General features: G+C 44.3%; 26 protein-coding genes. 24 read left to right on the top strand and 2 right to left on the bottom strand.

Features of this window, described 5'->3' with window-relative positions; all coding sequences use genetic code 11:
- The first annotated feature begins 57 nt into the window (after positions 1 to 57).
- The 8 genes from atpE (at position 58) to ftsZ (ending at position 7,646) form a co-directional block, all read left to right on the top strand.
- Positions 58 to 270, top strand: a complete 213-nt coding sequence (atpE, locus tag M3205_RS06570; RefSeq protein WP_009332220.1) for a F0F1 ATP synthase subunit C — start codon at positions 58 to 60, stop codon at positions 268 to 270.
- Between the two features lie 149 nt (positions 271 to 419).
- Positions 420 to 941, top strand: coding sequence for a F0F1 ATP synthase subunit B (locus M3205_RS06565; RefSeq protein ID WP_251169181.1), 522 nt, complete (start codon positions 420 to 422; stop codon positions 939 to 941).
- Complete coding sequence (locus M3205_RS06560) at positions 938 to 1,474, top strand: F0F1 ATP synthase subunit delta (protein ID WP_035327929.1); 537 nt, start codon at positions 938 to 940, stop codon at positions 1,472 to 1,474. The genes M3205_RS06565 and M3205_RS06560 overlap by 4 nt, the downstream gene beginning before the upstream one ends.
- A gap of 24 nt (positions 1,475 to 1,498) precedes the next feature.
- On the top strand, positions 1,499 to 3,007 hold the full coding sequence (atpA, locus tag M3205_RS06555; protein ID WP_076257122.1) for a F0F1 ATP synthase subunit alpha: 1,509 nt from the start codon (positions 1,499 to 1,501) through the stop codon (positions 3,005 to 3,007).
- A gap of 92 nt (positions 3,008 to 3,099) precedes the next feature.
- The gene (locus M3205_RS06550; protein ID WP_251169180.1) at positions 3,100 to 3,957 is read left to right on the top strand and encodes a F0F1 ATP synthase subunit gamma; all 858 of its coding nucleotides are present in this window, start codon (positions 3,100 to 3,102) and stop codon (positions 3,955 to 3,957) included.
- A gap of 167 nt (positions 3,958 to 4,124) precedes the next feature.
- On the top strand, positions 4,125 to 5,546 hold the full coding sequence (atpD, locus tag M3205_RS06545) for a F0F1 ATP synthase subunit beta (RefSeq protein ID WP_251169179.1): 1,422 nt from the start codon (positions 4,125 to 4,127) through the stop codon (positions 5,544 to 5,546).
- Between the two features lie 22 nt (positions 5,547 to 5,568).
- Positions 5,569 to 5,976, top strand: coding sequence for a F0F1 ATP synthase subunit epsilon (locus M3205_RS06540; protein ID WP_251169178.1), 408 nt, complete (start codon positions 5,569 to 5,571; stop codon positions 5,974 to 5,976).
- 503 nt (positions 5,977 to 6,479) lie between these two features.
- Positions 6,480 to 7,646 (top strand): cell division protein FtsZ, encoded by a 1,167-nt coding sequence (gene ftsZ / locus M3205_RS06535; protein ID WP_251169177.1) that lies wholly within the window; start codon positions 6,480 to 6,482, stop codon positions 7,644 to 7,646.
- Positions 7,647 to 7,782: 136 nt separating this feature from the next.
- Here the strand turns inward: ftsZ and M3205_RS06530 are convergent, their stop codons facing one another.
- The gene (locus M3205_RS06530; RefSeq protein ID WP_251169176.1) at positions 7,783 to 7,971 is read right to left on the bottom strand and encodes a hypothetical protein; all 189 of its coding nucleotides are present in this window, start codon (positions 7,969 to 7,971) and stop codon (positions 7,783 to 7,785) included.
- 273 nt (positions 7,972 to 8,244) lie between these two features.
- Here M3205_RS06530 and M3205_RS06525 point away from each other — a divergent pair, with 273 nt between their 5' ends.
- A complete protein-coding gene (locus M3205_RS06525) occupies positions 8,245 to 8,472 on the top strand; it encodes a hypothetical protein (RefSeq protein ID WP_251169175.1) in 228 nt (75 codons plus the stop codon).
- 62 nt (positions 8,473 to 8,534) lie between these two features.
- Here M3205_RS06525 and M3205_RS06520 read toward each other — a convergent pair whose 3' ends face one another.
- Positions 8,535 to 9,257: a LysM peptidoglycan-binding and 3D domain-containing protein gene (locus M3205_RS06520; RefSeq protein WP_251169174.1), complete on the bottom strand. Its 723-nt coding sequence runs from the start codon at positions 9,255 to 9,257 to the stop codon at positions 8,535 to 8,537.
- Between the two features lie 538 nt (positions 9,258 to 9,795).
- Between M3205_RS06520 and M3205_RS06515 the strand changes: the two genes are divergently transcribed.
- From M3205_RS06515 to spoIID, 15 genes are all read left to right on the top strand, one after another.
- Positions 9,796 to 10,170: an NADH-quinone oxidoreductase subunit A gene (locus M3205_RS06515; protein ID WP_035327896.1), complete on the top strand. Its 375-nt coding sequence runs from the start codon at positions 9,796 to 9,798 to the stop codon at positions 10,168 to 10,170.
- The gene (locus tag M3205_RS06510) at positions 10,161 to 10,673 is read left to right on the top strand and encodes a NuoB/complex I 20 kDa subunit family protein (protein WP_035327895.1); all 513 of its coding nucleotides are present in this window, start codon (positions 10,161 to 10,163) and stop codon (positions 10,671 to 10,673) included. Before M3205_RS06515 ends, M3205_RS06510 begins: the two co-directional genes overlap by 10 nt.
- Positions 10,674 to 10,676: 3 nt before the next feature.
- Positions 10,677 to 12,056 carry an NADH-quinone oxidoreductase subunit C gene (locus M3205_RS06505; protein ID WP_251169173.1) on the top strand — a complete coding sequence of 460 codons (1,380 nt, stop codon included), beginning with the start codon at positions 10,677 to 10,679 and terminating at the stop codon, positions 12,054 to 12,056.
- A 3-nt stretch (positions 12,057 to 12,059) separates the two neighbouring features.
- Positions 12,060 to 13,160 carry an NADH-quinone oxidoreductase subunit D gene (locus M3205_RS06500; protein WP_251169172.1) on the top strand — a complete coding sequence of 367 codons (1,101 nt, stop codon included), beginning with the start codon at positions 12,060 to 12,062 and terminating at the stop codon, positions 13,158 to 13,160.
- Entirely contained in the window at positions 13,160 to 14,167 is a 1,008-nt protein-coding gene (nuoH, locus tag M3205_RS06495; RefSeq protein WP_251169171.1) for an NADH-quinone oxidoreductase subunit NuoH, read from the top strand. Before M3205_RS06500 ends, nuoH begins: the two co-directional genes overlap by 1 nt.
- 225 nt (positions 14,168 to 14,392) lie before the next feature.
- A complete protein-coding gene (gene nuoI / locus M3205_RS06490; RefSeq protein ID WP_251169237.1) occupies positions 14,393 to 14,812 on the top strand; it encodes an NADH-quinone oxidoreductase subunit NuoI in 420 nt (139 codons plus the stop codon).
- Positions 14,809 to 15,330, top strand: a complete 522-nt coding sequence (locus tag M3205_RS06485; protein WP_251169170.1) for an NADH-quinone oxidoreductase subunit J — start codon at positions 14,809 to 14,811, stop codon at positions 15,328 to 15,330. Before nuoI ends, M3205_RS06485 begins: the two co-directional genes overlap by 4 nt.
- Positions 15,327 to 15,641: an NADH-quinone oxidoreductase subunit NuoK gene (gene nuoK / locus M3205_RS06480; protein ID WP_035327883.1), complete on the top strand. Its 315-nt coding sequence runs from the start codon at positions 15,327 to 15,329 to the stop codon at positions 15,639 to 15,641. Before M3205_RS06485 ends, nuoK begins: the two co-directional genes overlap by 4 nt.
- Before the next feature lie 148 nt (positions 15,642 to 15,789).
- Positions 15,790 to 17,658: an NADH-quinone oxidoreductase subunit L gene (nuoL, locus tag M3205_RS06475; RefSeq protein WP_251169169.1), complete on the top strand. Its 1,869-nt coding sequence runs from the start codon at positions 15,790 to 15,792 to the stop codon at positions 17,656 to 17,658.
- Positions 17,655 to 19,172, top strand: a complete 1,518-nt coding sequence (locus M3205_RS06470; protein WP_251169168.1) for an NADH-quinone oxidoreductase subunit M — start codon at positions 17,655 to 17,657, stop codon at positions 19,170 to 19,172. Before nuoL ends, M3205_RS06470 begins: the two co-directional genes overlap by 4 nt.
- A 6-nt stretch (positions 19,173 to 19,178) precedes the next feature.
- Complete coding sequence (gene nuoN, locus M3205_RS06465) at positions 19,179 to 20,693, top strand: NADH-quinone oxidoreductase subunit NuoN (protein ID WP_251169167.1); 1,515 nt, start codon at positions 19,179 to 19,181, stop codon at positions 20,691 to 20,693.
- Positions 20,694 to 21,164: 471 nt separating this feature from the next.
- The gene (locus M3205_RS06460; RefSeq protein WP_251169166.1) at positions 21,165 to 21,416 is read left to right on the top strand and encodes a DUF1146 family protein; all 252 of its coding nucleotides are present in this window, start codon (positions 21,165 to 21,167) and stop codon (positions 21,414 to 21,416) included.
- 271 nt (positions 21,417 to 21,687) lie between these two features.
- Positions 21,688 to 22,428, top strand: a complete 741-nt coding sequence (locus M3205_RS06455) for a YwmB family TATA-box binding protein (protein ID WP_251169165.1) — start codon at positions 21,688 to 21,690, stop codon at positions 22,426 to 22,428.
- Between the two features lie 33 nt (positions 22,429 to 22,461).
- Complete coding sequence (gene murA, locus M3205_RS06450; protein ID WP_251169164.1) at positions 22,462 to 23,772, top strand: UDP-N-acetylglucosamine 1-carboxyvinyltransferase; 1,311 nt, start codon at positions 22,462 to 22,464, stop codon at positions 23,770 to 23,772.
- A 451-nt stretch (positions 23,773 to 24,223) separates the two neighbouring features.
- The gene (spoIID, locus tag M3205_RS06445) at positions 24,224 to 25,255 is read left to right on the top strand and encodes a stage II sporulation protein D (protein ID WP_251169163.1); all 1,032 of its coding nucleotides are present in this window, start codon (positions 24,224 to 24,226) and stop codon (positions 25,253 to 25,255) included.
- Positions 25,256 to 25,385 lie beyond the last annotated feature (130 nt).

The raw sequence follows: 25,385 nt of genomic DNA, 5'->3' as shown, positions 1-25,385 counted from the left end.
ATGGACAAAACATTTTAAACAAATAAATTTTCATACAATTTAAGGAGGAACTCAATAATGGGTCTTTTAGCAGCAGCAATTGCAATCGGTTTAGCAGCACTAGGTGCCGGTATCGGTAACGGTCTTATCGTTTCAAAAACAGTAGAAGGTATGGCTCGCCAGCCAGAAGCTCGCGGTATGCTTCAAACTACAATGTTCATCGGGGTAGCACTAGTTGAGGCCGTTCCGATCATTGGCGTTGTTATCGCGTTCATGGTTATCGGCGGTTAATTAATACTGTACCAATCGTTCAAAAATGGCGAAGATCATTCCATGAACCTTCGCCATTCCTTTATGTTTTTAACTGTAAAACTAAATCGGAATCATGCATATGACTCCGTTTCATAAGTGGGACAACTCTTGAAGGGAGTGAATCGAGGGTGTTAACAAACAGTCTAGTATTAGGCGCTGCAGGCAGCGGTTTTAACGGCGGGGACATCTTGTTCCAGTTGTTCATGTTCATTATCTTGTTGGCATTGCTGAAAAAATTCGCGTGGGGTCCGTTAATGGGCATTATGCAGCAGCGTGAAGAGCACATTGCCGGTGAAATCCAAGCGGCTGAAGAAAGCCGTACAGAAGCAAAGAAGCTTTTAGAAGAGCAAAGAAATCTTTTAAAAGAAGCACGTACTGAAGCGCAGGGACTTATCGAAAATGCGAAGAAACAAGGCGATGTGCAGCGTGAGGAGATCATTGCGGCTGCCCGCACTGAGTCTGAGCGCATTAAGGAATCTGCCAAGCTTGAAATCGAGCAGCAGAAAGAACAGGCGGTTGCCGCTATCCGCGCGCAAGTCGCTTCATTGTCTGTCCTAATTGCTTCCAAGGTTATCGAGAAGGAACTAAGTGCAGCTGATCAGGAAAAGCTGATCAATGAATACATTCAAGAGGCAGGAGAAAAGCGATGACGGGCTCCACAGTAGCAAAGCGCTACGCGTTGGCTCTTTTCCAGCTTGCGAATGAACACCAGCTTCTTGACCAAATGGAAGAAGAGCTTCGTGCAGTGAAAGAAGTAGTAAACCATAACTCAGATTTAAAGTCTGTTTTGAAATCTCCAAAGCTTTCCATTGAGAAGAAAAAAGAGATTTTAAAAGAAGCATTTGCATCTGTGAACACGTTTGTTCTAAACACGTTAATGATATTAATTGAACGCCACCGTGAAGATCATATCTCTGATGTGGCAGATCATTTTATAAGCCTGGCGAATGACAAAAAAGGTATCGCGGATGCAAAGGTATATACTGTCCGTCCGCTATCTGAAGCAGAGAAGGAAGCATTATCTGTGTCATTTGCAGCTAAGGTTGGGAAAAAATCACTTCGTATTGACAATATAGTTGATACTAACTTGCTCGGCGGCATCAAGCTTCGAATCGGAAACCGGATTTTCGACGGCAGCTTGCGCGGGAAGCTAGAGCGTCTTGAACGTCAATTGTTAGGCTAAGATTCGTAGATAGGGGTGAAACTCATGAGCATCAATGCTGAAGAAATCAGTGCGCTGATAAAAAAGCAAATCGAAAACTATCAGTCGGAAATTCAAGTGAGTGATGTAGGTACGGTTATCTCTGTTGGTGACGGTATCGCTCGTGCTCATGGCCTCGACAATGTCATGGCTGGAGAACTTGTTGAATTTTCAAACGGCGTTATGGGGATGGCACAAAACCTTGAAGAAAATAACGTCGGTATTATCATTTTAGGACCATTTACAGAAATCCGTGAAGGCGATGAAGTACGCCGTACGGGCCGCATCATGGAGGTACCGGTTGGTGAAGAACTAATTGGCCGCGTAGTAAACCCTCTTGGACAGCCAGTAGATGGCATGGGACCAATTAACACAACTAAATCACGTCCGATTGAAAGCCAGGCACCAGGTGTTATGGATCGTAAATCCGTACACGAGCCGCTTCAAACAGGAATCAAGGCGATTGACGCACTTGTGCCAATCGGCCGCGGACAGCGTGAGTTAATCATCGGTGACCGTCAAACAGGTAAAACATCCGTTGCAATCGATACAATCCTGAACCAAAAAGATCAGGATATGGTATGTATCTATGTGGCAATCGGACAAAAAGAATCTACAGTTCGTAATGCAGTAGAAACACTTCGTAAGCAAGGTGCCCTTGATTACACAATCGTAGTTACAGCATCTGCATCGCAGCCTGCTCCAATGCTATACCTGGCTCCTTATGCCGGTGTAACAATGGGTGAAGAGTTCATGTACAACGGCAAACACGTTCTTGTTGTGTATGATGACTTAACAAAGCAAGCTTCTGCTTACCGTGAGCTTTCATTGCTATTGCGCCGTCCTCCAGGCCGTGAAGCATATCCAGGGGACGTATTCTACTTGCACAGCCGCTTATTAGAGCGCGCTGCAAAGCTAAGCGATGCGAAAGGTGCAGGTTCAATCACTGCTCTTCCATTTATCGAAACACAAGCAGGCGATGTTTCGGCTTACATTCCGACCAACGTTATCTCAATCACTGACGGACAAATTTTCCTTCAGTCTGACCTATTCTTCTCCGGTGTACGTCCGGCGATCAACGCAGGTCTTTCTGTATCACGTGTAGGTGGATCTGCACAGATCAAAGCAATGAAAAAGGTTGCAGGTACACTGCGTCTTGACCTTGCTTCATACCGTGAACTTGAATCATTTGCCCAGTTCGGTTCTGACCTTGATAAAGCAACACAGGCTAAACTTAACCGTGGTGCCCGTACAGTAGAGGTTCTAAAGCAGGATCTTAACAAGCCGTTAAAAGTTGAGAAGCAGGTTGCAATCCTTTACGCTCTTACTCGCGGCTTCTTAGATGACATTCCTGTACAGGATATTCGTCGTTTCGAATCTGAATTCCTTTCATGGTTAGACCATAACCGCAAAGATTTGTTAGACCATATCGTGACTACAAAAGAACTTCCTTCTGATGACGATATGGCATCTGCGATTAACGACTTTAAGAAAACTTTCGCAGTATCCGAATAATAGAGCATGCAAATAAGGTTAGGGGTTTAATCCCCTCCCTTTGCTTCTCTTGTTAGGGTCTGACAAACTTTGAAAAAGGGTGGTGAGAACCTGTGGCATCATTACGCGATATAAAAAATCGTATTACTTCTACGAAGAAAACGAGTCAAATTACAAAAGCAATGCAGATGGTATCGGCTGCGAAAATGAATAAGGCGGAAATGAATGCAAGATCTTTCGTGCCTTATATGGAGAAAATCCAGGAAGTTACGGCAAGCATCGCTTTGGGAAGCAAAGATGTCTCACATCCAATGCTGACCAGCCGCCCAGTCAAGAAAACTGGTTACCTTGTAATCACTTCTGACCGCGGACTTGCGGGAGCTTATAACAGTAACGTCCTGCGAAATGTCTACCAGACAATTCAAAAGCGCCATAAATCACCGGATGAGTATGCAATCATTGCAATCGGACGTGTAGGCCGTGACTTTTTCAGAAAGCGCAATATGAACGTCATTCTGGATATTGTTGCTGTTGCGGACCAGCCTGCATTTGCTGAAATCAAGGATATTGCCAGCAAAACAGTTGGCATGTTCGCTGATGAGACATTTGACGAATTATATATGTACTACAGCCATTATGTCAGCGCGATTCAACAGGATGTAACAGAGAAGAAGCTTCTTCCGCTTACGGATATCTCCAGTTCGGCAAAGCTTACATCTTATGAGTTTGAACCTTCCGCTGAAGAAATTTTAAAAGTATTGCTGCCTCAATATGCTGAAAGCTTGATTTATGGAGCTCTATTAGACAGTAAGGCAAGTGAACATGCTGCAAGGATGACAGCGATGCAGAATGCAACGGATAATGCTAAAGAGCTTATCAATTCGTTAAGCCTAAGCTACAACCGTGCACGTCAGGCAGCCATCACGCAGGAAATTACCGAAATCGTCGGCGGAGCAGCCGCGTTAGAATAAAAAAACTTGGATTTATACTCTAATGAGAGTAGTCCAGCTACAGCGCCTAGCCCTCGAGTCATAAGCCGATCCCTTCAGGAAGGTAAGAACGCCTTCCTGCAGGGCTTGTCTTATGCTTGTCGGGGCTGACCGAGGCGCTTCCGCATTCGTAATTAGGAGGGAAAAAGATGAACAAAGGACGCGTTCTTCAAGTTATGGGTCCGGTTGTTGACGTAAAGTTCGAAAGCGGCCAGCTTCCTGAGATCTATAATGCATTGACTGTTACTAACCCAGCGCGTAACGAATCTGAAGTTGACATCAACTTAACTCTTGAAGTTGCCCTTCATTTAGGTGATGATACAGTCCGTACAATTGCAATGTCTTCTACTGACGGCTTACAGCGCGGAAGTGAAGTTATTGACACTGGTGCTCCTATCTCTGTACCAGTAGGTGATGTAACACTTGGACGTGTATTCAACGTGCTTGGAGAATCAATCGACTTAGATCCAGCAATTGCTGCAGATGCCCGTCGTGATTCTATCCACAGAGAGGCTCCTAAGTTTGAGCAGCTTTCTACTGAAGTAGAAATTCTTGAAACTGGAATTAAGGTAGTAGACCTTCTTGCTCCATACATTAAAGGTGGTAAGATCGGTCTGTTCGGTGGTGCCGGTGTAGGTAAAACCGTTTTAATCCAGGAATTGATCAATAACATCGCTCAGGAGCACGGCGGTATTTCTGTATTCGCCGGTGTTGGTGAGCGTACGCGTGAAGGTAATGACCTTTATCATGAAATGACAGATTCAGGCGTTATCAAGAAAACAGCGATGGTATTTGGCCAGATGAACGAGCCGCCGGGAGCGCGTATGCGTGTTGCCCTGACTGGCTTGACTATGGCTGAATTCTTCCGTGATGATCAGGGCCAGGACGTTCTTTTCTTCATGGATAACATCTTCCGTTTCACTCAGGCAGGTTCAGAGGTATCAGCCCTATTAGGCCGTATGCCATCTGCCGTTGGTTACCAGCCGACACTTGCTACTGAAATGGGTAAATTACAGGAACGTATCACATCTACTAACGTAGGTTCTGTTACGTCCATCCAGGCGATTTACGTACCAGCCGATGACTATACGGATCCGGCTCCGGCTACAACTTTCGCCCACTTAGATGCAACAACTAACCTTGAGCGTAAGCTTTCTGAGATGGGTATCTACCCTGCGGTGGATCCACTTGCCTCCACTTCCCGTGCATTGTCACCGGAAATCGTTGGCGAAGAGCACTACTCAGTTGCACGCCAAGTACAGCAAACATTACAGCGTTACAGAGAACTTCAGGATATCATTGCGATCCTTGGTATGGATGAGCTTTCTGATGAAGACAAGCTAATCGTAGCACGTGCGCGCCGTATCCAGTTCTTCTTATCTCAAAACTTCCACGTTGCTGAGCAGTTTACTGGCCAGCCAGGTTCATACGTACCTGTTAAAGAAACAGTTAAAGGCTTCAAGGATATTCTTGAAGGCAAGTACGACCACCTGCCAGAAGATGCATTCCGACTTGTCGGCCGAATCGAAGAAGTAATCGAGAGTGCAAAGAAAATGGGCGTAGAGGTCTAATTCTGGACCAGGAGGGTAAAAAATGAAGACGATTAAAGTCAGTGTTGTTACTCCCGATGGCCCGGTGTATGAATCAGATGTGGAAATGGTAAGCACAAAAGCTCAGAGCGGTGAGCTTGGAATTTTACCTGGACACATTCCAATGGTTGCACCGTTACAAATTGGAGCCGTTCGTTTAAAAAACGGCGGAAAAACTGATTTCGTCGCAGTAAGCGGCGGATTCCTAGAAGTCCGTCCGGAGCAGGTAACGATTTTAGCGCAATCTGCTGAACAGGCAGATGAAATTGATGTAGAGCGTGCTGTTCGTGCCAAGCAGCGTGCTGAACAGCGCATGAATGAGCAGAAGCGTGAAAACATTGATTTCCGTCGTGCAGAGCTTGCACTTCAGCGTGCGATCAACCGTATCGAAGTTTCGGAAAGAAAGTACTAATAACAATTCACAACACCTCCTGGCTGGGCTGGGGGGTGTTTTTTTGTTGTATAAAAAATTTAAAATTGAATAATGTGAATAACTCTTGGAAGAGTATCTGCATCCAGCTCCAGCACCTACCCCCCTCGTAAGCTTGTCTAGTTGCGGCTCCCAGGGACTCGGGGGCATAAGCTGTTTCCTTTCAGAAGAAAATACACCTTCTTACTGGAACCGTCTTATGCCTCTGGACAGTCATCTCTACATTTCGGGCATTCCACCCAGAAAGGTAAAGAACACCTTTCAGAGCTCCTCGTCTTGTGCTTGACGGGGGTGAACAAGGCGCTCTGCATTTGATTCAGAAATATTTACCACCCGAGTTTTAAGAAAATTGCCCCAAAAAAGAGATAAATCACTCGAATTCTTTTATATAGGCCTTTACAATAGAAGAGAGTAAACCTTTAAAGGTTACTCTCTTTTTTAAAGCTATATCATGCAAGTCTATTTGAATAAAAGGAGGAGCCGAAATGCTGGAGTTTGATACAAATATAGACCAATACGCTACGATCAAAGTCATCGGAGTCGGCGGCGGGGGGAATAACGCTGTTAATCGGATGATCGAACATGGAGTTGAGGGAGTAGAGTTTATTGCTGTTAATACAGATGGACAAGCTCTAAATCAATCAAAGGCAGAAGTAACCATGCAAATCGGTGCAGCCTTAACAAGGGGCCTGGGTGCTGGGGCAAATCCTGAAGTGGGCAGAAAAGCAGCTGAGGAAAGTGAAAGTCAGCTTCGTGAAGTGCTGAAGGGTGCTGACATGGTCTTCGTTACTGCCGGAATGGGCGGAGGAACCGGAACGGGTGCAGCTCCTGCTATTGCACGAATTGCACGTGAAGTGGGTGCACTGACCATTGGTGTCGTAACCCGTCCTTTCAAATTTGAAGGACGCAAGCGTGCAGCCAATGCGGATGCAGGCATCGAAGCCATGAAAAAAGCTGTGGATACGCTCATTATTATTCCAAATGATCGCTTATTGGAGATTATTGATAAGAAAACACCTATGCTTGAAGCATTTATGGAAGCAGATAATGTTCTTCGCCAGGGCGTTCAGGGCATTTCAGACCTGATTGCTGTTCCTGGTTTAATCAATCTTGACTTTGCTGATGTCAAAACAGTAATGTCTCATAAAGGAACTGCACTGATGGGGATCGGGATTGCTACTGGGGAGGACCGTGCAGCTGAAGCAGCCCGTAAAGCCATTTCTAGCCCGCTGCTTGAAACGTCCATCAACGGAGCCCGTGGCGTCATCATGAACATTACAGGCGGAGCAAATATCAGCCTATATGAAGTTCAGGAGGCTGCAGATATTGTTGCTTCTGCTTCAGATGAAGAAGTGAATATGATTTTTGGTTCAGTCATTAATGATTCATTAAAGGAAGAAATTCTTGTAACGGTTATCGCTACAGGCTTCAATGAACAAGAGGAGTTAAGGGTGAAACCGAGTACAAGACCATCTGTAGAAAAAGAATATGATCATACATATCATTATGCAGAAGAACCAAGCCGTCGCCGGTCGGTCAGAGAGCCCCGGGAATATCGGGAACCGGTGCAGGATAACTATCGTGTGCAGGCTGACCCGCAGGAAGAGTCACTTGATACACCGGCCTTCCTTAGAAACCGAAGAAGACGCTAATGATAGAAACAGGCTGCCACAAAGAGGGCAGCCTGTTTTATTAGGTGAATTTTATGAATGGTTGATATGTTGGTGGGTGAGTGGTTGATGCTGATACATGAAGAAAGGACAGGCATTTGCCTGTCCTTCATCTATTTTAATACTTTGTCTGGTCATATAAGGTTAACTGATCCAAATTCTTATGCACGGTTATGAGCTTTTTAAGAAGGCTCATGAACTTTTGTTTATCTTCAAAAGGAGTCACATCCAGCTCCCTTTTCAGCTCATTGCTTTTTGTAACGAGCTCATCGAATTTTTGAATAGCTTGGCAGTTGTTTTTAGTCATAGTAATTCTCCTAATCTAAGCTCTTAATATAACTTTATCACAAAAATAAATTTCAAAGAAAACATCTATGTTTCATTTATATTAAAAAGGAATCACCAGCTTAACTATTTAGTTAAAATTGTCAGAATTTGTTGAAACTTGGAGAATAGAGTCATATAGTATCAACATGCTTAGAAAAGCGGAAGCACTGGAGCTAGACAGTTATCGACGTACAAAATTAGATATTTGGTCTTAATAAAAGACAAGGTTTGAGAATTCCAGGGGGTGATTTCCTTGTCGACTGTATTATTTGGAACAATAGAATATTATGAAAGAGAATTAATCATCTATTTTACAAATAATTATATAAGCAACAAGGATGATGCCACCATTCAAGTATTCCTTATGCTAGAATCTGAGATATTCAATGTGTTCTTATTTGACGAAGCGTTCCGGATTCGATGTATGAAGAATCTATTAAAAGCTTTTTGCCGGGTATCTGAAACAAACTTGATCAAGTAGCAGCCTGTAAATGGATAGAGGAATTGAAATAAGAGGTCTCTGCGGTGAGAGACCTCCTTTGTTTAATTTAGAATAGTAACCTTTACATCTTTTCTTCCCCACTGCAGTGCATCCTGTTCTCCAGGAATAAATACATCAATTTCATGTCCGTTAATTCCGCCGCCTATATCCTCGGCTGTTGCATAGCCATATCCTTCTACAAATACTTTAGAACCTAAAGGAATCACGTCCGGATCAACTGCAATTACTTTTTCATCCGGATTATCGATAAGATTGACGCCTGTTTTTGTAATGCCGATGCATCCTTGGCAGCTCGCTGTATAGGCAGTTGCAGTGACAGTCAGAACTTTGCCTTCCTTTTCTGCCGGCTTATTGGTGTTGGCTGCTTTTACGACAGTCTTAGGATTAGAAGCTTCTTTTTTAATTGATTCATTTTTATAAATGATTAGCTCTAATCCAGGTTTGATGAAATCGGATTGAAGCTGATTCCACTTCTTAAGGTTGCGTACATTTATGTTGTATTTTTTTGCAATATTCCAGAGAGTATCACCGGATTCTACTATGTAGATTTCTTCAGGTGAGACATCAAGCTTATCTTTTGGGTGAATCAAATCTCCGGTTAGTCCATTCCAGTTTTTAATATCCTGAACAGACACTTCATGTTTTTGTGCTATAGACCATAGGGTATCCCCTTTATTTACAGTTACTTCTTCTGCATATGCGCTTGCACCTGCTGTGCTCCAGATGATTAAGCTCGCGAGCAGATAATAAAAATATTTTTTCATGTTAAACCTCCTATTAGCTTGGTTGACAATTATTATGCTAGCACAGAAAATTTTGAGAAAAAGAACAGGGAGGTAATAATTAAATTACGCAGATTTCAGGAAAATAACGCAAAAATGGCAAACCATCATAATGGTCATGCTATATGGACATAAAGTATGATAAATAGTCATATTTGATATATTTGGACCTTAATATGGTTTTAAAAGAAAGTTTTTCCTATAAGGTGTATTACAAAAAATTACTCCGGGGTGTTACATATCTCACTGACAAAGAAGAAAGTTTGTTTATTAATGGTAGATGAATATAAAGATAAATTTAATGGATATTAACAGGGGGCAAGCTCATATAATCTTAGGAAGTTGTTAATCGCGGGTTTGTAAATTCCCAATTCTCTTCCGGAGAACCTGATTTTTGAGCCCATCAATAATTTCCAATAATAGTCTTAGGTTGTGTCGACACATGGGAGAGTAGGGTGTATAATGGTTACGGTTACATGTTTAAATGTTGTGAAAATTTTCAGCATTGGAGGGGATGGGCATGGAGCTTTGGAATTTATACCAGAATAACTATTTGATAGTTTTCGTGTTTTTGTGCCTGGGGGTATTGCTGCCTGTGGTGGCTTTGTTTTTGGGGAAGCTTTTGCGGCCCTATAAGCCATATGATACGAAGTATACCACATATGAGAGCGGGATTGAGCCATTCCATGATTCTAGGGTGCAGTTCAATGTCCGCTATTATATTTTTGCCCTGATGTTTGTCATTTTTGATGTGGAAACAGTATTTTTGTATCCGTGGGCTGTGGCATATGAGAAGCTTGGTATTTTTGCATTGATTGAGATGCTGATTTTTGTATTTATGCTAATAATTGGACTTGTTTATGCATGGAAAAAGAAGGTGCTGAAATGGATTTAAAGCTGGATAATATTACACCGGAAGAAATGGAAGAACTGCAGCGCAATGTGTTTATGGCAACTTTGGAACAAATTAAAGCGTGGGCGCGGAGCAATTCATTGTGGCCAATGACCTTCGGGCTTGCTTGCTGTGCCATTGAAATGATGGGTGTGGGTTCATCGCATTACGATCTGGACCGTTTTGGTTCTTTTTTTCGTACATCTCCCCGCCAGTCTGATGTCATGATTGTTTCAGGGACAGTAACAAAGAAAATGGCTCCTATTGTCCGCCGCCTTTATGATCAAATGCCTGAACCTAAATGGGTGATCGCGATGGGCTCCTGTGCAACTGCGGGTGGGCCATATGTGAAATCGTACTCAGTTGTTAAAGGGGTCGACCAGATAGTCCCTGTTGATGTATACATACCAGGATGCCCGCCCAACCCGGCAGCATTGATTTATGGAATTAACAAGTTAAAAGAGAAAATCCGTTATGAGGCTAAGACTGGGAAGAAGGTGATCTAACCTATGAGCGGAGAAAAGGATCTTGAACAGCTGAAAAAAGAGGCTGCAGCAAAAGCGAAGGCAGCCGCCCTGGCTAAAATGAAAGCGAAAGAGCAGGGAGAAACAAAGGAAGAGACACCTGCAGAAGACATGGATATGGCGAAGCAAAAGGCAGCCGCAGCAGCAAAAGCAAAGGCAGCCGCCCTGGCTAAAATGAAAGCGAAAGAGCAGGGAGAAACAAAGGAAGAGACACCTGCAGAAGACATGGATATGGCGAAGCAAAAGGCAGCCGCAGCAGCAAAAGCAAAGGCAGCCGCATTGGCGAAGCTGAAAGCGAAAGAACAGGGAGAAACAAAGGAAGAGACACCTGGGGAAGACATGGATATGGCGAAGCAAAAGGCAGCCGCAGCCGCGAAAGCGAAGGCAGCCGCCCTGGCTAAAATGAAAGCGAAAGAACAGGGAGAAACAAAGGAAGAGACATCTGCAGAAGATATGGATCTAGCGAAACAAAAAGCCGCCGCAGCCGCGAAGGCAAAGGCAGCCGCCCTGGCGAAGCTGAAAGCGAAAGAGCAGGGAGAAACAAAGGAAGAGACACCTGCAGAAGACATGGATATGGCGAAGCAAAAGGCAGCCGCAGCCGCGAAAGCCAAAGCTGCTGCAGCTGCAAAGGCTAAAGCAGCAGCTCAAGCAAAACAAAGTGGCGGGGATGATGAAAAGGCAAAAGCGATTGCAGCTGCCAAGGCAAAGGCCGCCGCTGCTGCCAAAGCAAAATTAGCCGCAGCAGGCAAAGCAGACGGATCAGCTGATGACGAAAAGGCAAAGGCAATCGCAGCAGCGAAAGCAAAGGCCAAAGCCGCCGCAGCCGCGAAGGCTAAAGCTGCCGGAAGCAAGGCTGACGCTGAACCAGCAGCAGAAAAAGCTCCATCTGTTAATCAGCCTTACCTTGATAAATATGTAAAGGTAATTGAAAAGAACCTGGGATCTGATGTTCTTGAAGAGTACTATATTAATAATCTCTCCAAGGAAGTGCCGACTTTGGTTGCCAGAGCTGAATCATATTTTAAATTGGCAGAATTCCTGAAATATAATGAACAGCTTGGCTTTGATTATCTGTCAGAGCTTCATGGCACCGATTTTGAGACCCACATGGAAGTGTATGCTCACTTATACTCATACAAAAACCGTCAATCAGTTGCACTCAAGGTTAAAATCGAACGCGATGAGCCGGTAATTGATTCACTGCAGCCGTTATGGGCAGGAGCCGATTGGCCGGAATGTGAAGCGTATGATTTGCTGGGCATCCGATTCAGGGGACACCCGAATTTATATCGGATTATGCTGGGGGAAGACTGGATCGGTCATCCGCTGCGAAAAGACTATGAACCGTACGATGTGGAGGTGTAACCAATGCTGCGAACAGAAGAAATGCTATTGAATGTTGGGCCTCAGCATCCAAGTACGCACGGTGTGTTTCGCCTTGTTCTGAAAATTGACGGGGAGATCATCAAAGAGGCGAAACCGGTCATCGGCTACTTGCACCGCGGAACGGAGAAACTGGCTGAAAACCTGCAGTATACGCAAATTATTCCTTATACAGACCGAATGGACTATCTTGCCGCTATGACGAATAATTATATCCTTGTCCATGCAGTAGAAACGATGATGGATTTGAAAATTCCGGATCGGGCTGAATATCTGAGGATAATCACCATGGAGCTAGGCCGGATTGCCAGCCATCTCGTATGGTGGGGTACATATTTACTGGATATTGGGGCAACAAGCCCATTCCTTTATGCATTCAGAGAGCGTGAAATGATCATCAATATGCTGAATGAGATATCCGGAGGCCGCTTAACGTTTAACTATATGCGTGTCGGCGGTGTAAAATGGGATGCTCCTGAAGGCTGGATTGATAAAGTAAGAGAGTTTGTTCCATATATGCGGGAACAGCTCAAAGGCTATCATCAGCTGGTAACCGGAAATGAAATTTTCATGAATCGTGTCAAAGGGGTAGGAAAGTATACGAAAGAGGATGCTTTAAACTACTCGTTAAGCGGTGCAAATCTGCGCTGTACAGGTGTAAATTGGGATCTTCGCAAAGATGAGCCATACTCCATCTATGACCGCTTTGATTTCGATGTCGCGGTTCAGGACGGCGGGGATGCTTGGGCCAGGTATCATGTGCGCATGCAGGAAATTGAAGAATCACTAAAAATCCTAGAACAAGCGGTGGAGCAATTCCCGGCAGAAGGTGATATTCTGGCAAGAGTGCCGAAAATCATCAAAGCGCCAAAAGGGGAAGCATTTGTCAGAATCGAATCTCCAAGGGGAGAAATCGGCTGCTATATCGCGAGTGATGGAAAGAAGGAGCCATACCGGATGAAATTCCGGAGGCCATCATTCTATAATCTTCAGATTCTCCCAAAATTGCTTGAAGGCGAAAACATTGCGAACTTGATTGCTATTTTAGGGGCAATTGATATTGTCCTTGGGGAGGTGGACGGTTAATGGTAGAAGAACTTCTCCATTCCGAAGCAGGTCTGCTGAATTTCGGTATTTTCTTCTTGCTTGCCACCGTTTTACTATTAGTTGTTCTGGGGTTTGTTACTTACGCTATTCTGGCGGAGCGTAAAGTGATGGGATTTATGCAGCTGCGCCACGGGCCGAATCAGGTCGGCGGACGTTGGGGGCTGCTGCAGACTGTTGCGGACGTATTAAAGCTTCTTTTAAAAGAAGACACCATTCCTAAGCTTGCAGACAGGCCGCTGTTTATTCTTGCACCGGTTATTGCGTTTGCACCGGCATTCATGGTGCTGGCGACAATTCCATTTACAGATAAACTGCAGTTTGCTGATATTGGAGTTGGATTGCTGTACTACATCGCCATTTCCGGGCTGACAACAGTCGGTATTGTAACCGGAGCATGGGCTTCCAATAATAAATATGCATTGCTTGGCGGAATGCGTGCCGCTGCACAGATGATTTCCTATGAGATTCCACTCGTTATGTCTGTATTAGGAATTATCCTTTTAACCGGCAGTCTAAATCTGAATGAAATCGTGGAAGCTCAAAAAAATGGCTGGTTCATTATTTGGCAGCCTATTGCTTTCATCGTATTCCTGATTGCTTCTACGGCGGAGCTGAACCGTGTCCCATTTGACTTGCCTGAAGCAGAATCAGAACTGGTCGCCGGTTTCCATGTTGAATATTCCGGCTTCCGCTGGGCGTTCTTCATGCTTGCGGAATATGTATACTTCTTTGCCATGGCTTCATTGACAACCGTATTATTTCTTGGCGGGTGGCTTCCACTGCCGTTCCTGGAGTTCATTCCGGGCGCCGTCTGGTTTGCGCTTAAATTTACGGCTGTAATCTTTGCTTTAGTCTGGTTTCGTGTTACATTCCCGCGCCTCCGTGCAGACCAGCTCATGGAATTTGGCTGGAAGGTTCTGCTGCCGGTAGCACTTGCGAATATTTTCTTAACAGCTTTGCTGAAAGAGTGGCTTAATATATTTTAATTGAGGATCGGCAATTTCTGAAATTGTCCAGCTTCAGGCGCCATCGGCTCTCAGGTCTAAGCCAATCCGGCCAAAAGGTTAAAGAACAACCTTTCAGCCGGCTCGTCTTATGCTTGAGGCTCGCAGGAGGCGGGTCATGCAGACGTTGCCACAGGACGTGGCGGTCTTAGTCTGCGTTCCTTAATAAGCGGGCGCCTTCCGCATTTCTTACAAGGGGTGAAAAACATGCTTGGTTTAGCGAAAGGATTATCGTATACCCTTAAAAACCTGACACGCCAAAAGGTAACCTATGACTACCCAAATGAGCCGCTTCCGCTTCCGGACCGGTTCAGGGGAATTCAAAAGTTTTACCCTGAAAAGTGTATTGTCTGCAATCAGTGTGCAAATATTTGTCCAACCGATTGTATCGAGCTGACAGGGAAAAAGCATCCGGACCCTGCCAAAAAGGGGAAGATCATTGATACCTATGATATCAACTTCGAAATTTGTATCCTTTGCGACTTGTGTACAGAGGTCTGCCCAACCGAAGCGATTATCATGACCAATAATTTTGAACTGGCGGAATATAGCCGCGATGAGCTGTTTAAAAACCTTGAGTGGCTCGATGAAAATGATGAAAATATACGGAAGGTGAATAAAGCATGACGTTTTCAGGTGAGTTTTTAGCGTTTATGTCTCTAGCTTTAGTTGCGGTCATCGGCGGCGTGCTTTTATTGAACCTTACCAAAGTTGTGCATATGGTTGTCGCCCTTGTATTTACATTTGTCAGCATCGCCGGAATTTATGTGCTGCTTTCTGCTGAATTCCTGGCTGCGGTCCAGATTTTGATTTACTCTGGTGCGATAACCATCGTCATGCTGTTCGGAATCATGCTGACGCGCCATAACGACACAAGCGAGCCCAATACCGGCCGCTGGCGTAAGCTGTTAGTATTCGTGGGGGTTCTCGGTTTTGCATTCGCGGTCTACATCGGAATATATAACCTCGATTTGCCGTCAGCGCCGAATGACCTTCATGTCAATAATACAGAGCAAATCGGAATTGAACTGTACTCAAAATTCATTATTCCGTTTGAAGTAACCTCTGTCCTCTTATTGGTCGCTTTGATTGGTTCCATTGTTCTGGCCAAAAAAGACGATGAAAAGGAGGCGGAAAAGGAATGAGTACAGTTCCCGTTCAAGCGTACCTGGCATTGGCTTTAATCCTCTTTTGCATCGGTCTGTATGGTGCCTTGACTAAGCGCAATACTGTGATTGTCCTGATCTCAATCGAACTGATGCTGAATGCGGTTAATATTAATCTTGTGGCATTCAGCAAATATGGCATCACACCGTCCATTACCGGACAGATTTTTACGCTATTTGTCATTGCGGTTGCTGCAGCAGAAGTGGCCGTAGGTATAGCAATCCTGATTTCACTTTACCGTAACAAAAAGAGCGTTAACATTGATGAAATGGATGCCATGAAACACTAAAGACACTGTGAAAAATGCAGCCGGACTGGCTGAGAATAGAGAAATGAAAAGGCGGCCTTAAGTGGCTCCCGCCTTAAAGGACCTGTTCATAAGGTCCCAATCTGGCACGCCGTGCTAAGGGGTGTGTTCAAAAAAGGGGATTGTGATAATGATGGAGAATGCATGGATCATACCGCTTTTCCCGCTTTTATCGTTTTTGTTCCTTATTTTATTCGGCAAACGGCTAAAAGAAGCGAGTGCTTATATCGGGATTTTGTTTACCCTGGCATCGCTTGTCTATTCCTTATTGGTGCTGGTTGACCGTTTTTCGGCACCAACTTATAAAGCAGAAGGCGTTTGGCTGACTATAGGGGATGTTCAGTTAACAGCGGGTTTTGAAGTTAATCAGTTAAATGCACTGATGCTGGTGATTGTTTCACTTGTCAGTTTCCTGGTACATATGTATTCAAAAGGCTATATGCAGGGGGATGATCGTTTTCCTGTATTCTATGCCTATTTAGGGTTATTTACATTTGCCATGCTGGGCCTTGTTATCTCGCCTAATCTGCTTCAGACGTATTTCTTCTGGGAGCTTGTCGGACTTGGATCCTTCCTGCTGATCGGTTTCTATTTTTACAAAGAGGAAGCAAAGGCTGCGGCTAAAAAGGCATTTATCATGACCCGTATCGGAGACGTCGGTCTTTTGATCGGAATGATTCTATTATTCTGGCAGGCTGGCAGCTTCGAGTATGATGAAATTTTTGCAGCAGTTGAAGCAGGTGCCATTTCTGGCACAATGATTACGTTAACGGCGATTCTTATTTTTGTAGGGGCTGTCGGTAAATCGGGCCAATTCCCGCTCCACACCTGGCTTCCTGACGCGATGGAAGGGCCAACGCCGGTCTCCGCATTAATCCATGCAGCGACAATGGTAGCGGCAGGTGTGTACTTAGTGGCTGCGCTATTCCCGCTTTTTGCGGCAAGTGAGACAGCACTGATGACCATTGCTGTCATTGGGGCCTTCACAGCCATCTTTGCAGCAAGCATTGGCCTGGTTCAAAAGGATATTAAGCGGGTTCTCGCTTATTCAACCGTCAGCCAGCTTGGATATATGATGCTGGCATTGGGATCAGCAGGATATGTAGCTGGTGTCTTCCATTTAATGACGCACGCCTTTTTCAAGGCTTTGCTGTTCCTTGCAGCAGGAAGTGTCATCCATGCCGTTCATACACAGAACATTGAACATATGGGAGGCCTATGGAAGAAGCTGCGCGTGACAGGTCCTCTATTCCTGATCGGAACACTGGCGATCAGCGGAGTGCCGTTATTTTCCGGATTCTTCAGTAAAGATGAAATTTTAATTGCTGCGTGGGCACATGGGAACACGGCGCTTTTCTGGCTCGCAGTAATTGCCGCGTTCTTCACGGCATTTTATATGTTCCGCCTGTTCTTCATGGTTTTCGCTGGTGAAGCAAGAAGTGATATGAAGAATGTACACGAATCACCAAGTGTCATGACACTGCCGATGGTGGTGCTTGGGGTGCTGGCTGTAGTAGCTGGATATGTGAATACACCATGGTTTGGAACATTCCTTGGTGATTGGCTCGTGGAAGATAACCATGCTCTGGGCCATGGCCATATTGAAGGGCCAGCATGGATTATGATTGTCGCAACGGCTGTATCACTGCTTGGAATTTTCCTTGCATGGCTAATGTACGGCAAACGCTCGCTATCACGCGATTGGCTGACAAGCAGAATGCCGCTTTCATACAACGTTCTGTACAATAAATACTATATCGATGAATTCTATTCGCTGACCGTTGTGAATGGGGCGAAATTCATCAGTTCATTCCTACGATTCCTGGAAGTATTCCTGGTTGAAGGTCTTGTTAAGAGCGTAACTGGAGTTGCGTCTGCACTCGGAAAACTTGGTTCGAAAATCCATAACGGCCAGATTCAGACTTATGGAACAGTTGCGTTTGTCGGCCTTGCTATTTTAGTGGTCATCTATGCGTTTACAGGGGGGTACTTAAAATGAACTTAGCTTATTTTCTATCCATTTTAGTTTTCTCCCCGCTGCTTGGTATTTTAGTGTTATCTTTCCTGCCGAGAACGCAGGAATCATTGATCAAGACAGTTGGCTTTCTGGCCACACTTCCTGCGCTGGTATTGGCGCTGATCGCCTATTTTCAATACCGGGCAGGTGCAGATTTGGAACAGCTGAATGAAAAAGCAAGCTGGATTCAGTTTGGCGATGCCGGCCAGCTTGGAAATCTTTTTTCCATTGATTATGAATTGGGGCTGGATGGATTCTCCCTGATCATGATTGTCCTGACAGCTGTACTTTCAACACTTGCAGCGATTGCTTCTATTCATATTAAAAAAGAATGGAAGGGCTACTTCATGCTGTTTTTGCTTCTTGAAGTCGGCATGCTGGGTGTATTTGCCGCTGAAAACCTGATTCTTTTCTTTATTTTCTTTGAAATCACATTAATTCCGACCTTCTTCCTGATCGGGAAATGGGGTTACTATGAAAAGGAAAATGCTGCATACAGCTTCCTGATCTATAACGGACTTGGATCTGCTGTTCTGCTGATTGTCATTATGGTGCTGTTTGCCCGTACTGGCACAGCCAATATTGATGCTTTGATGGCTGCAATGAACGCAGATAATCCGCAGCTTGTTGCGCCAATCTCTGAAAATATGAAAATGGGCATGCTGATTGCGCTTTTAATTGCATTTGGTGTGAAGCTTCCGATTTTCCCTCTTCACAGCTGGATGGTGAGGGTCCACGTACAAGCTCCGCCATCAATCGTTATGCTGCATGCTGGAGTGCTCTTGAAAATAGGAGCTTTCGGTTTAATCCGCTTCGGAATGGGGATATTTCCTGAGCAATTCCAAAGCCTTGCTGTATGGCTGGCAGTGCTTGGAGTTGTGAATTTACTGTATGGAGCGTTCCTGGCATTTGTTCAGACCGATTTCAAAATGGTGCTTGCCTATTCTTCTATTTCCCACATGGGAATCGTTTTAATCGGGTTAGGTGCATTAAATGAGGCAGGAATACAGGGGGCGATTTTCCAGGTGGTTTCTCATGGGTTAATCGCAGCACTATTATTCTTCCTTGTCGGTGTTCTTTATGAACGCTTTCAAACCTCCAATATTCAAAATCTCGGTGGTTTGGCAAAGGGGATGCCGATTACGGCAGGCTTCCTTCTTGCAGGTGCAATGGCCTCCCTTGGCCTTCCTGGCATGTCAGGGTTTGTGAGTGAATTTATGGCCTTCCTTGGCCTGTTTAAAGAAATGCCGATTCTCGCTGCAGTCGGTACAATCGGAATCATTATGACAGCTGTTTACCTGCTTCGCGCGGTACTAGGTATCACATATGGCAAAGCGCATCGGGACTTTGCCGGCATAACGGATATGAAAAAGTTTGAGTTCGTGCCTGTCCTGGTCTTAGTCGGCTTAATTGTCCTGATTGGTGTTTATCCAAGTGTGCTGAGCGAACCGCTGACCTCAACACTTGAAACGATCATGCTTGGGATAGGAGGGTGATGAAGGATGGATCTCGAAACATTATTATCGTATGAATGGGGCATAATGACGCCGGAGTTCATCATCCTTGGTGTTGCGACCGCTCTTTCACTAATGGATTTGTTTATGCCGAAATCCCAAAGCCGGAAAATTCTCGGCTGGGTCGGCTTTGCCGGAATAATCGCGGCTCTCGTTTCTTTACTGGGCCATATTGGGCATAGTCCGGAGTCCATTTTATTTGACACGTTCAGGCTTGATTCCTTTGCAAAAGCTTTTAAGCTTCTGCTCTTAATTGGATCAGCTATGGTGCTGCTGATTGCCATTGGCTATGAGCCGAATGAAGGATTGGAAGAATTCAGGGGAGAATTTTTCTATCTGTTCATGGCTGCATTACTTGGGGCAATGATCATGTCTTCAAGCGGAGATTTAATTACATTGTTTGTGGGACTTGAGCTTCTTTCCATTTCGTCCTACATTCTGGCAGGCATGAGAAAAAGAAATCTGCATTCAAACGAATCTGCCATGAAATATGTGATCAACGGCAGTATTGCCACAGCAATCACGTTGTTCGGAATGAGTTATGTATACGGTTTAACTGGAACGACGAATTTAAAGGAAATGTCCGGATTTTTGACATCCATCTATAACGAACAGCATATTTACCTGTTAGGCCTTGCATTCTTTATGATTGTAGTGGGACTTTCTTTTAAACTGGCAACAGCGCCATTCCATATGTGGGCGCCGGATGTGTATCAGGGGGCTCCAACACCTGTAACAGCCTTTTTAAGTGTCGTTTCTAAAACTGCAGGGTTCATCATCATTATCCGCATCCTGTTCTCAATCTTTGCGAACGCACCATCCGGTGATGTACAGGGGCTTCCAATGATTCTGGCACTTCAGGATTACATTGCCTTCCTTGCAGGAGCCACGATGATTATTGGGAATCTGATTGCGCTAAGACAGCGCAATATCAAGCGTTTGTTTGCCTATTCAAGCATTGCTCAGGCCGGTTACCTGCTGGTCGTGATTGCTAGCATGTCACTGTTCATGTTTGATACGCTCTGGTTTTACCTTGGAGCCTACTTATTCATGAACCTTGGCGCTTTCGCAATCATCCAGCATGTGACACATAAATCAGGTTCAGAAGATATCGGCCAATTTGCCGGGCTTTACCGCCGCGCACCGTTCCTGGCCATCGCCATGGCCATCTTCCTGCTTTCACTTGCAGGCATTCCGGGGACAGCCGGTTTTATTGGCAAACTGAATATTTTCATGGGTGCATTAGTGCCGAATGAAGGCCATTATGTACTGGTATCGATTATGATCGCGACCACAGTCGTTTCATATTTCTACTATTTCGGTGTCATGGTGCAAATGTTCTTCAGACCGGCCGCTGATACAGGAAAAGTTAAGATTCCGGCGGCTTTAACAGCTGTTATCGGCATCAGCCTGGCAGCCACCATCCTGTTCGGAATTGCACCAAATATCGCATTTGACTTCCTGCAGGGCAATTTCAATCAGTTTACTGATTTTTTTCAATAAGCATATATAATAATGTAGTTATTTTTTTCTAAACAAACATAGGTTTTTCCACAGAGTTGGATGGATCGGAGGCCACTTGATCCTCGACAATGCTAACGCAATTTCTTCGTGCGGTGCTTATTCGTGGAACTTATTCAATGTCCTGCGGGAGATTCCACAGGCGAAGCCGGGGAGCTCTGTTCCTCTCCGCGGAAAGCACGTGGCTGCAGCGGTCAGGATTATTAAAGAAAAAGGGACAAAAGGGGTATTCATAGGAGGGGGGAATTTCCCCTTCTTTTTGTTTGCCTTTCTTTAAATTTCGTGTTTTTTCGACAATTCGATATAATGGACTTATAAATTGCGAAAAATAAAGAAACTTAATTTTCAAAAAATATTCAGTCATGAAACTTACCTGATAGTATTAACGTCAAATGGTATTGTAGCGCACAAAGCAGGTAAGCGAAATGGCAATGAATTAAAGGAGGGAAGAAGATGATATCAGGATTTGGGCAGCAGGCACTCATCAGTATTATGTCTCATCTGGTGTTTATTGCGCTGGCATGGTGGGCGCTTCAGGCATTGCGGTTTGAAACCCTATTGAAGGCGAATCATGTTTTTCAGGCACGTGTATTGTATGTTCTGCTTTCAATTGTAATTGGATCAGCCGTCAGCAACTTCTTTCTCGACTATCTTTTATGGTCCCAGCAGCTTCCGCTTATACTTCAGCACATCACCTTTTTTTAGCGCTGCATATGATAGCCAAATTTTTTATAAATATAGGTCTTCATACATGTTTTCAATTTGACAGTTATTGAGTAAAATTTTTTTGTTGCTTGTTTTCCAGCATACATACTATCATGTGAAATGATTTTCAAAGTATGCATAAAAAGGCAGAAAAAGCATCGAAATTAACAGTGATTTTACACCCTTTTCAGTTTGTCAAAAAGTGACGACAATTCCCAAGTATGCTCACTCTATCCTTGGTAACAATGGTACTAAGGGGAGGGGTTTACAGATGAAAAAATCATTCAGTACTTTATCTATTATTGCCATTATTGGTTTCATGATGATAAACATTGGGAATAAGACGACTGTAGCCAAAGGGGAGCTTGACCTGTTAACGATGGCCTCGGTTTTACAGGACGAGAATATCTTAATCAAAGATTGGACTTTGCATGCGAGAGAAAAAATGGAAAACCAGAACCTTCAGGAAGTAATAGCATTCACCAAAGATCTGCAGTCGAAATATCCTGATTGGGAATGGAATTTTCATAAAACAGAAAAATCCTGGGAAGCAAAAGCTATTTATAAGCAGACAGATGCTCAGTCAGAAGCAATAAAAATTTTATCAACCCCCACAAAAGGTCAAGTTCAGACGTATCTGATTTATGAGGCCAAAGGTCAGGGGTGGAAACAAGATCAGAGCAAACTGGCTGCAGAACTAAATAGTAAGATTTCTGACATTTTTCGAGGAAATGCCACAATTTTCTCTTGTATCCAGGGTGAGTTCAATGGTAAGATTAATAAGTCTTTGCCTGATATTGCAAATCAACTACTGGACGCTTTTAATGCGACAGAAATAGAGTCATTAAAAGAAGACCATTTTATTTCAACATCAGCACATTCACCTGTTTTTGGTGAGTTGATTGAGACAAATGGCAATGAAATGAACATGCAGCTTGGATTACGGACAAATGGAATGGGCGCCAAGACAAACATAGTTATTGGCACACCCATCATAACGATTGAATATTAATATAGAGAAATTGGACGCGGAGGGGAATACACTTTGGATAAAATCATCGTCCGCGGCGGAAAAAGGTTAAGCGGTTCTGTGAAAGTTGAAGGAGCAAAAAACGCTGTTTTACCGGTTATCGCCGCAACATTGTTAGCAAGTGATGGCAAAAGCGTAATTCGTGATGTCCCAACACTCTCCGATGTATATACTATTAATGAAGTATTACGCTATTTAAACGCCGAAGTGGAGTTTGAAAATAATACAGTAACAGTAAATGCATCTCGAGAGTTGAAGGTAGAAGCACCATTTGAATATGTACGCAAAATGCGTGCTTCAGTTTTAGTCATGGGATCTTTATTAGCAAGAAATGGCCGTGCCCGTGTGGCATTGCCAGGGGGCTGCGCAATCGGTTCCCGCCCGATCGATCAGCATTTAAAAGGCTTTGAAGCGATGGGTGCGAAAGTAAAGGTTGGTAATGGCTTTATTGAAGCGGAAGCACCGGAAGGCCGCTTGCACGGAGCAAAAATCTATCTCGATTTCCCTAGCGTTGGTGCTACGGAGAACATTATGATGGCTGCAACACTAGCCAAAGGCACAACAGTTTTGGAAAACGTAGCAAAGGAACCTGAAATTGTAGACCTGGCTAACTTCCTTAATAAAATGGGTGCCAAGGTCAAGGGAGCAGGAACGGGCACGATCCGCATTGAAGGTGTGGACGTACTGTTCGGTGCAGAACACAACATCATCCCTGACCGCATTGAAGCAGGAACTTTCATGGTGGCAGCTGCCATTACAGGCGGAGACGTCCTAGTAAAAGGTGCTGTTATGGAGCATTCTGCTTCATTAATAGCCAAGATGGAAGAAATGGGTGTTACCTTCATTGAAGAAGCTGAAGGCATCCGAGTTATGGGTCCAGACAAGTTGAAGGCTGTTGATATTAAAACAATGCCTCATCCTGGATTCCCGACAGACATGCAATCACAAATGATGGCCCTATTGCTTCACGCTCAGGGTACAAGTGTGATTACAGAAACAGTATTCGAAAACCGTTTCATGCATGTGGAGGAATTCCGCCGTATGAACGCCGATGTTAAAATTGAAGGCCGTTCTGTAATCATGAACGGACCAAGCAATCTGCAGGGCGCAGAAGTAGCTGCCACAGATCTTCGTGCTGCCGCAGCTTTAATCCTTACTGGATTAGTGGCAGATGGTGTAACACGCGTGACAGAACTGAAGCATCTTGACCGCGGATATGTAGACTTCCACGAAAAGCTTGCAGGCCTTGGAGCAGATATTGAACGTATTACAGAAGTGGAAGAAGCACCTGTTAACAACGGTCTTGTTTCTGACATGAACGCATAAGTAATGCAATCAAGGGCGGCTGCATTAGAGTCGTCATAATAGTCACCTTACGTGCATATTCAACTGAAACCGCAGAATCGAGCTGTCAGAGGACTGACAAATCGATTCTGCGGTTTTTGCTATTGCTGCTTTTTCGATCGAGCGCTCAATCAACTTAGTTTCCGCACACAAATAATTTTATCCGCATATAAATCTTGCCCAACCGCACACAAAAAAACTTATCCGCACACAAATTGGCCTTATCCGCACACAAAAAGAAATCTGTATGGATTCCCTGTTAAAAATGCTGGAAATCACTGCTTTAAATTAAGTAAGGACCAGCAAATTTACCCTTTATCTGCACCTTCACCGAACTTATGAAGCAAATATTAATCTATTGTCATATTAGCTTGTCCATAGCCATAAACATGAATTGAGTTCGAATTATTTATTTGCTATGGAGGCTTAAAACATGACAAAATTCAAACCTTTCATCGTACTAGCCGCACTGTTATTTGCCGTCACACTCATCGTTCCCTCCCTGCTTGTTATTCCTTTTACAGAAGGAAATGTCAGCGGGAAGCTTGGCGAGGAACTTAAGACTGATGCAAAGAAGGAGACGGCGGCAGAAATTCCTCAAGGGCCAGCCATAGAGGTAGGAGTCTACCGCCTTGCACAGAAGAAGGTGGAAACGGTACCGCTAGAAGATTATATTGTCGGAGTGGTAGCATCGGAAATGCCGGCCGAGTTTGAAGAAGAAGCATTAAAGGCGCAGGCATTGGCGGCAAGAACCTTTATCGTGAAACAAATGATGAACAAAGATAGCGTGGAACTTCCTGAAGGGGCACTAGTGTATGATACCGTAACCCACCAGGTTTATAAAAATGATGAGGAACTGAGGCAGCAGTGGAAAAAGGATTATAAGTGGAAAATCGAAAAGGTAAGAGAAGCCGTTAGTGAAACGAGAGGCCAGATCCTTACCTTTGACGGCTCGCCGATAACAGCTTCCTTCTTTTCAACAAGCAACGGCTTTACCGAAAATTCCGAAGCCATCTGGCCAAATTCCGTTCCTTATTTAAAGAGTGTAGAAAGCAAATGGGACCTTCAGTCGCCGAAGTTTAACGGCAGAGAGGTGATCTCTGTACAGGATTTTGAAAGGAAATTGGGCGTGAAGCTTCCAAATGACAGCACTATCGGCAAAGTGACTGAGCGAACAGCCGGCCAGCGGGTTTCCAAAGTGGATATTAACGGGAAAATAGTCAGCGGAAAAGACATTCGAGAGAAACTGGGCCTTAAATCCACAGACTTTACCTGGGAGCGCAAAGGTGGCAATATCATCATCAACACCCAGGGCTATGGCCACGGAGTCGGTATGAGCCAATACGGAGCAAATGGCATGGCAGCTGAAGGAAAGAACTACAAAGAAATCGTTACCCATTATTATAAAGGAGTGGAAATTGCAGCTTCTGACCAACTGCTGACAAAAGTAACGGCTAAAAAATAAACGAAAGGGGCTGGGACAAAACTAGCTTCAGATAGTAAGAAAGGTGAATTTGAGTGCGCTCAAATTCACCTTTCTCTTATTTCAGGGTATTAATTCTTTAAATTCTTATTTTTTGGCAGTGAATTTCCTT

Origin of the sequence: Cytobacillus firmus, assembly GCF_023715565.1 — a bacterium.
In the GTDB taxonomy this organism is placed as follows: domain Bacteria; phylum Bacillota; class Bacilli; order Bacillales; family Cytobacillaceae; genus Cytobacillus; species Cytobacillus firmus_C.
This window is presented reverse-complemented; position numbering and strand designations above follow the sequence as displayed.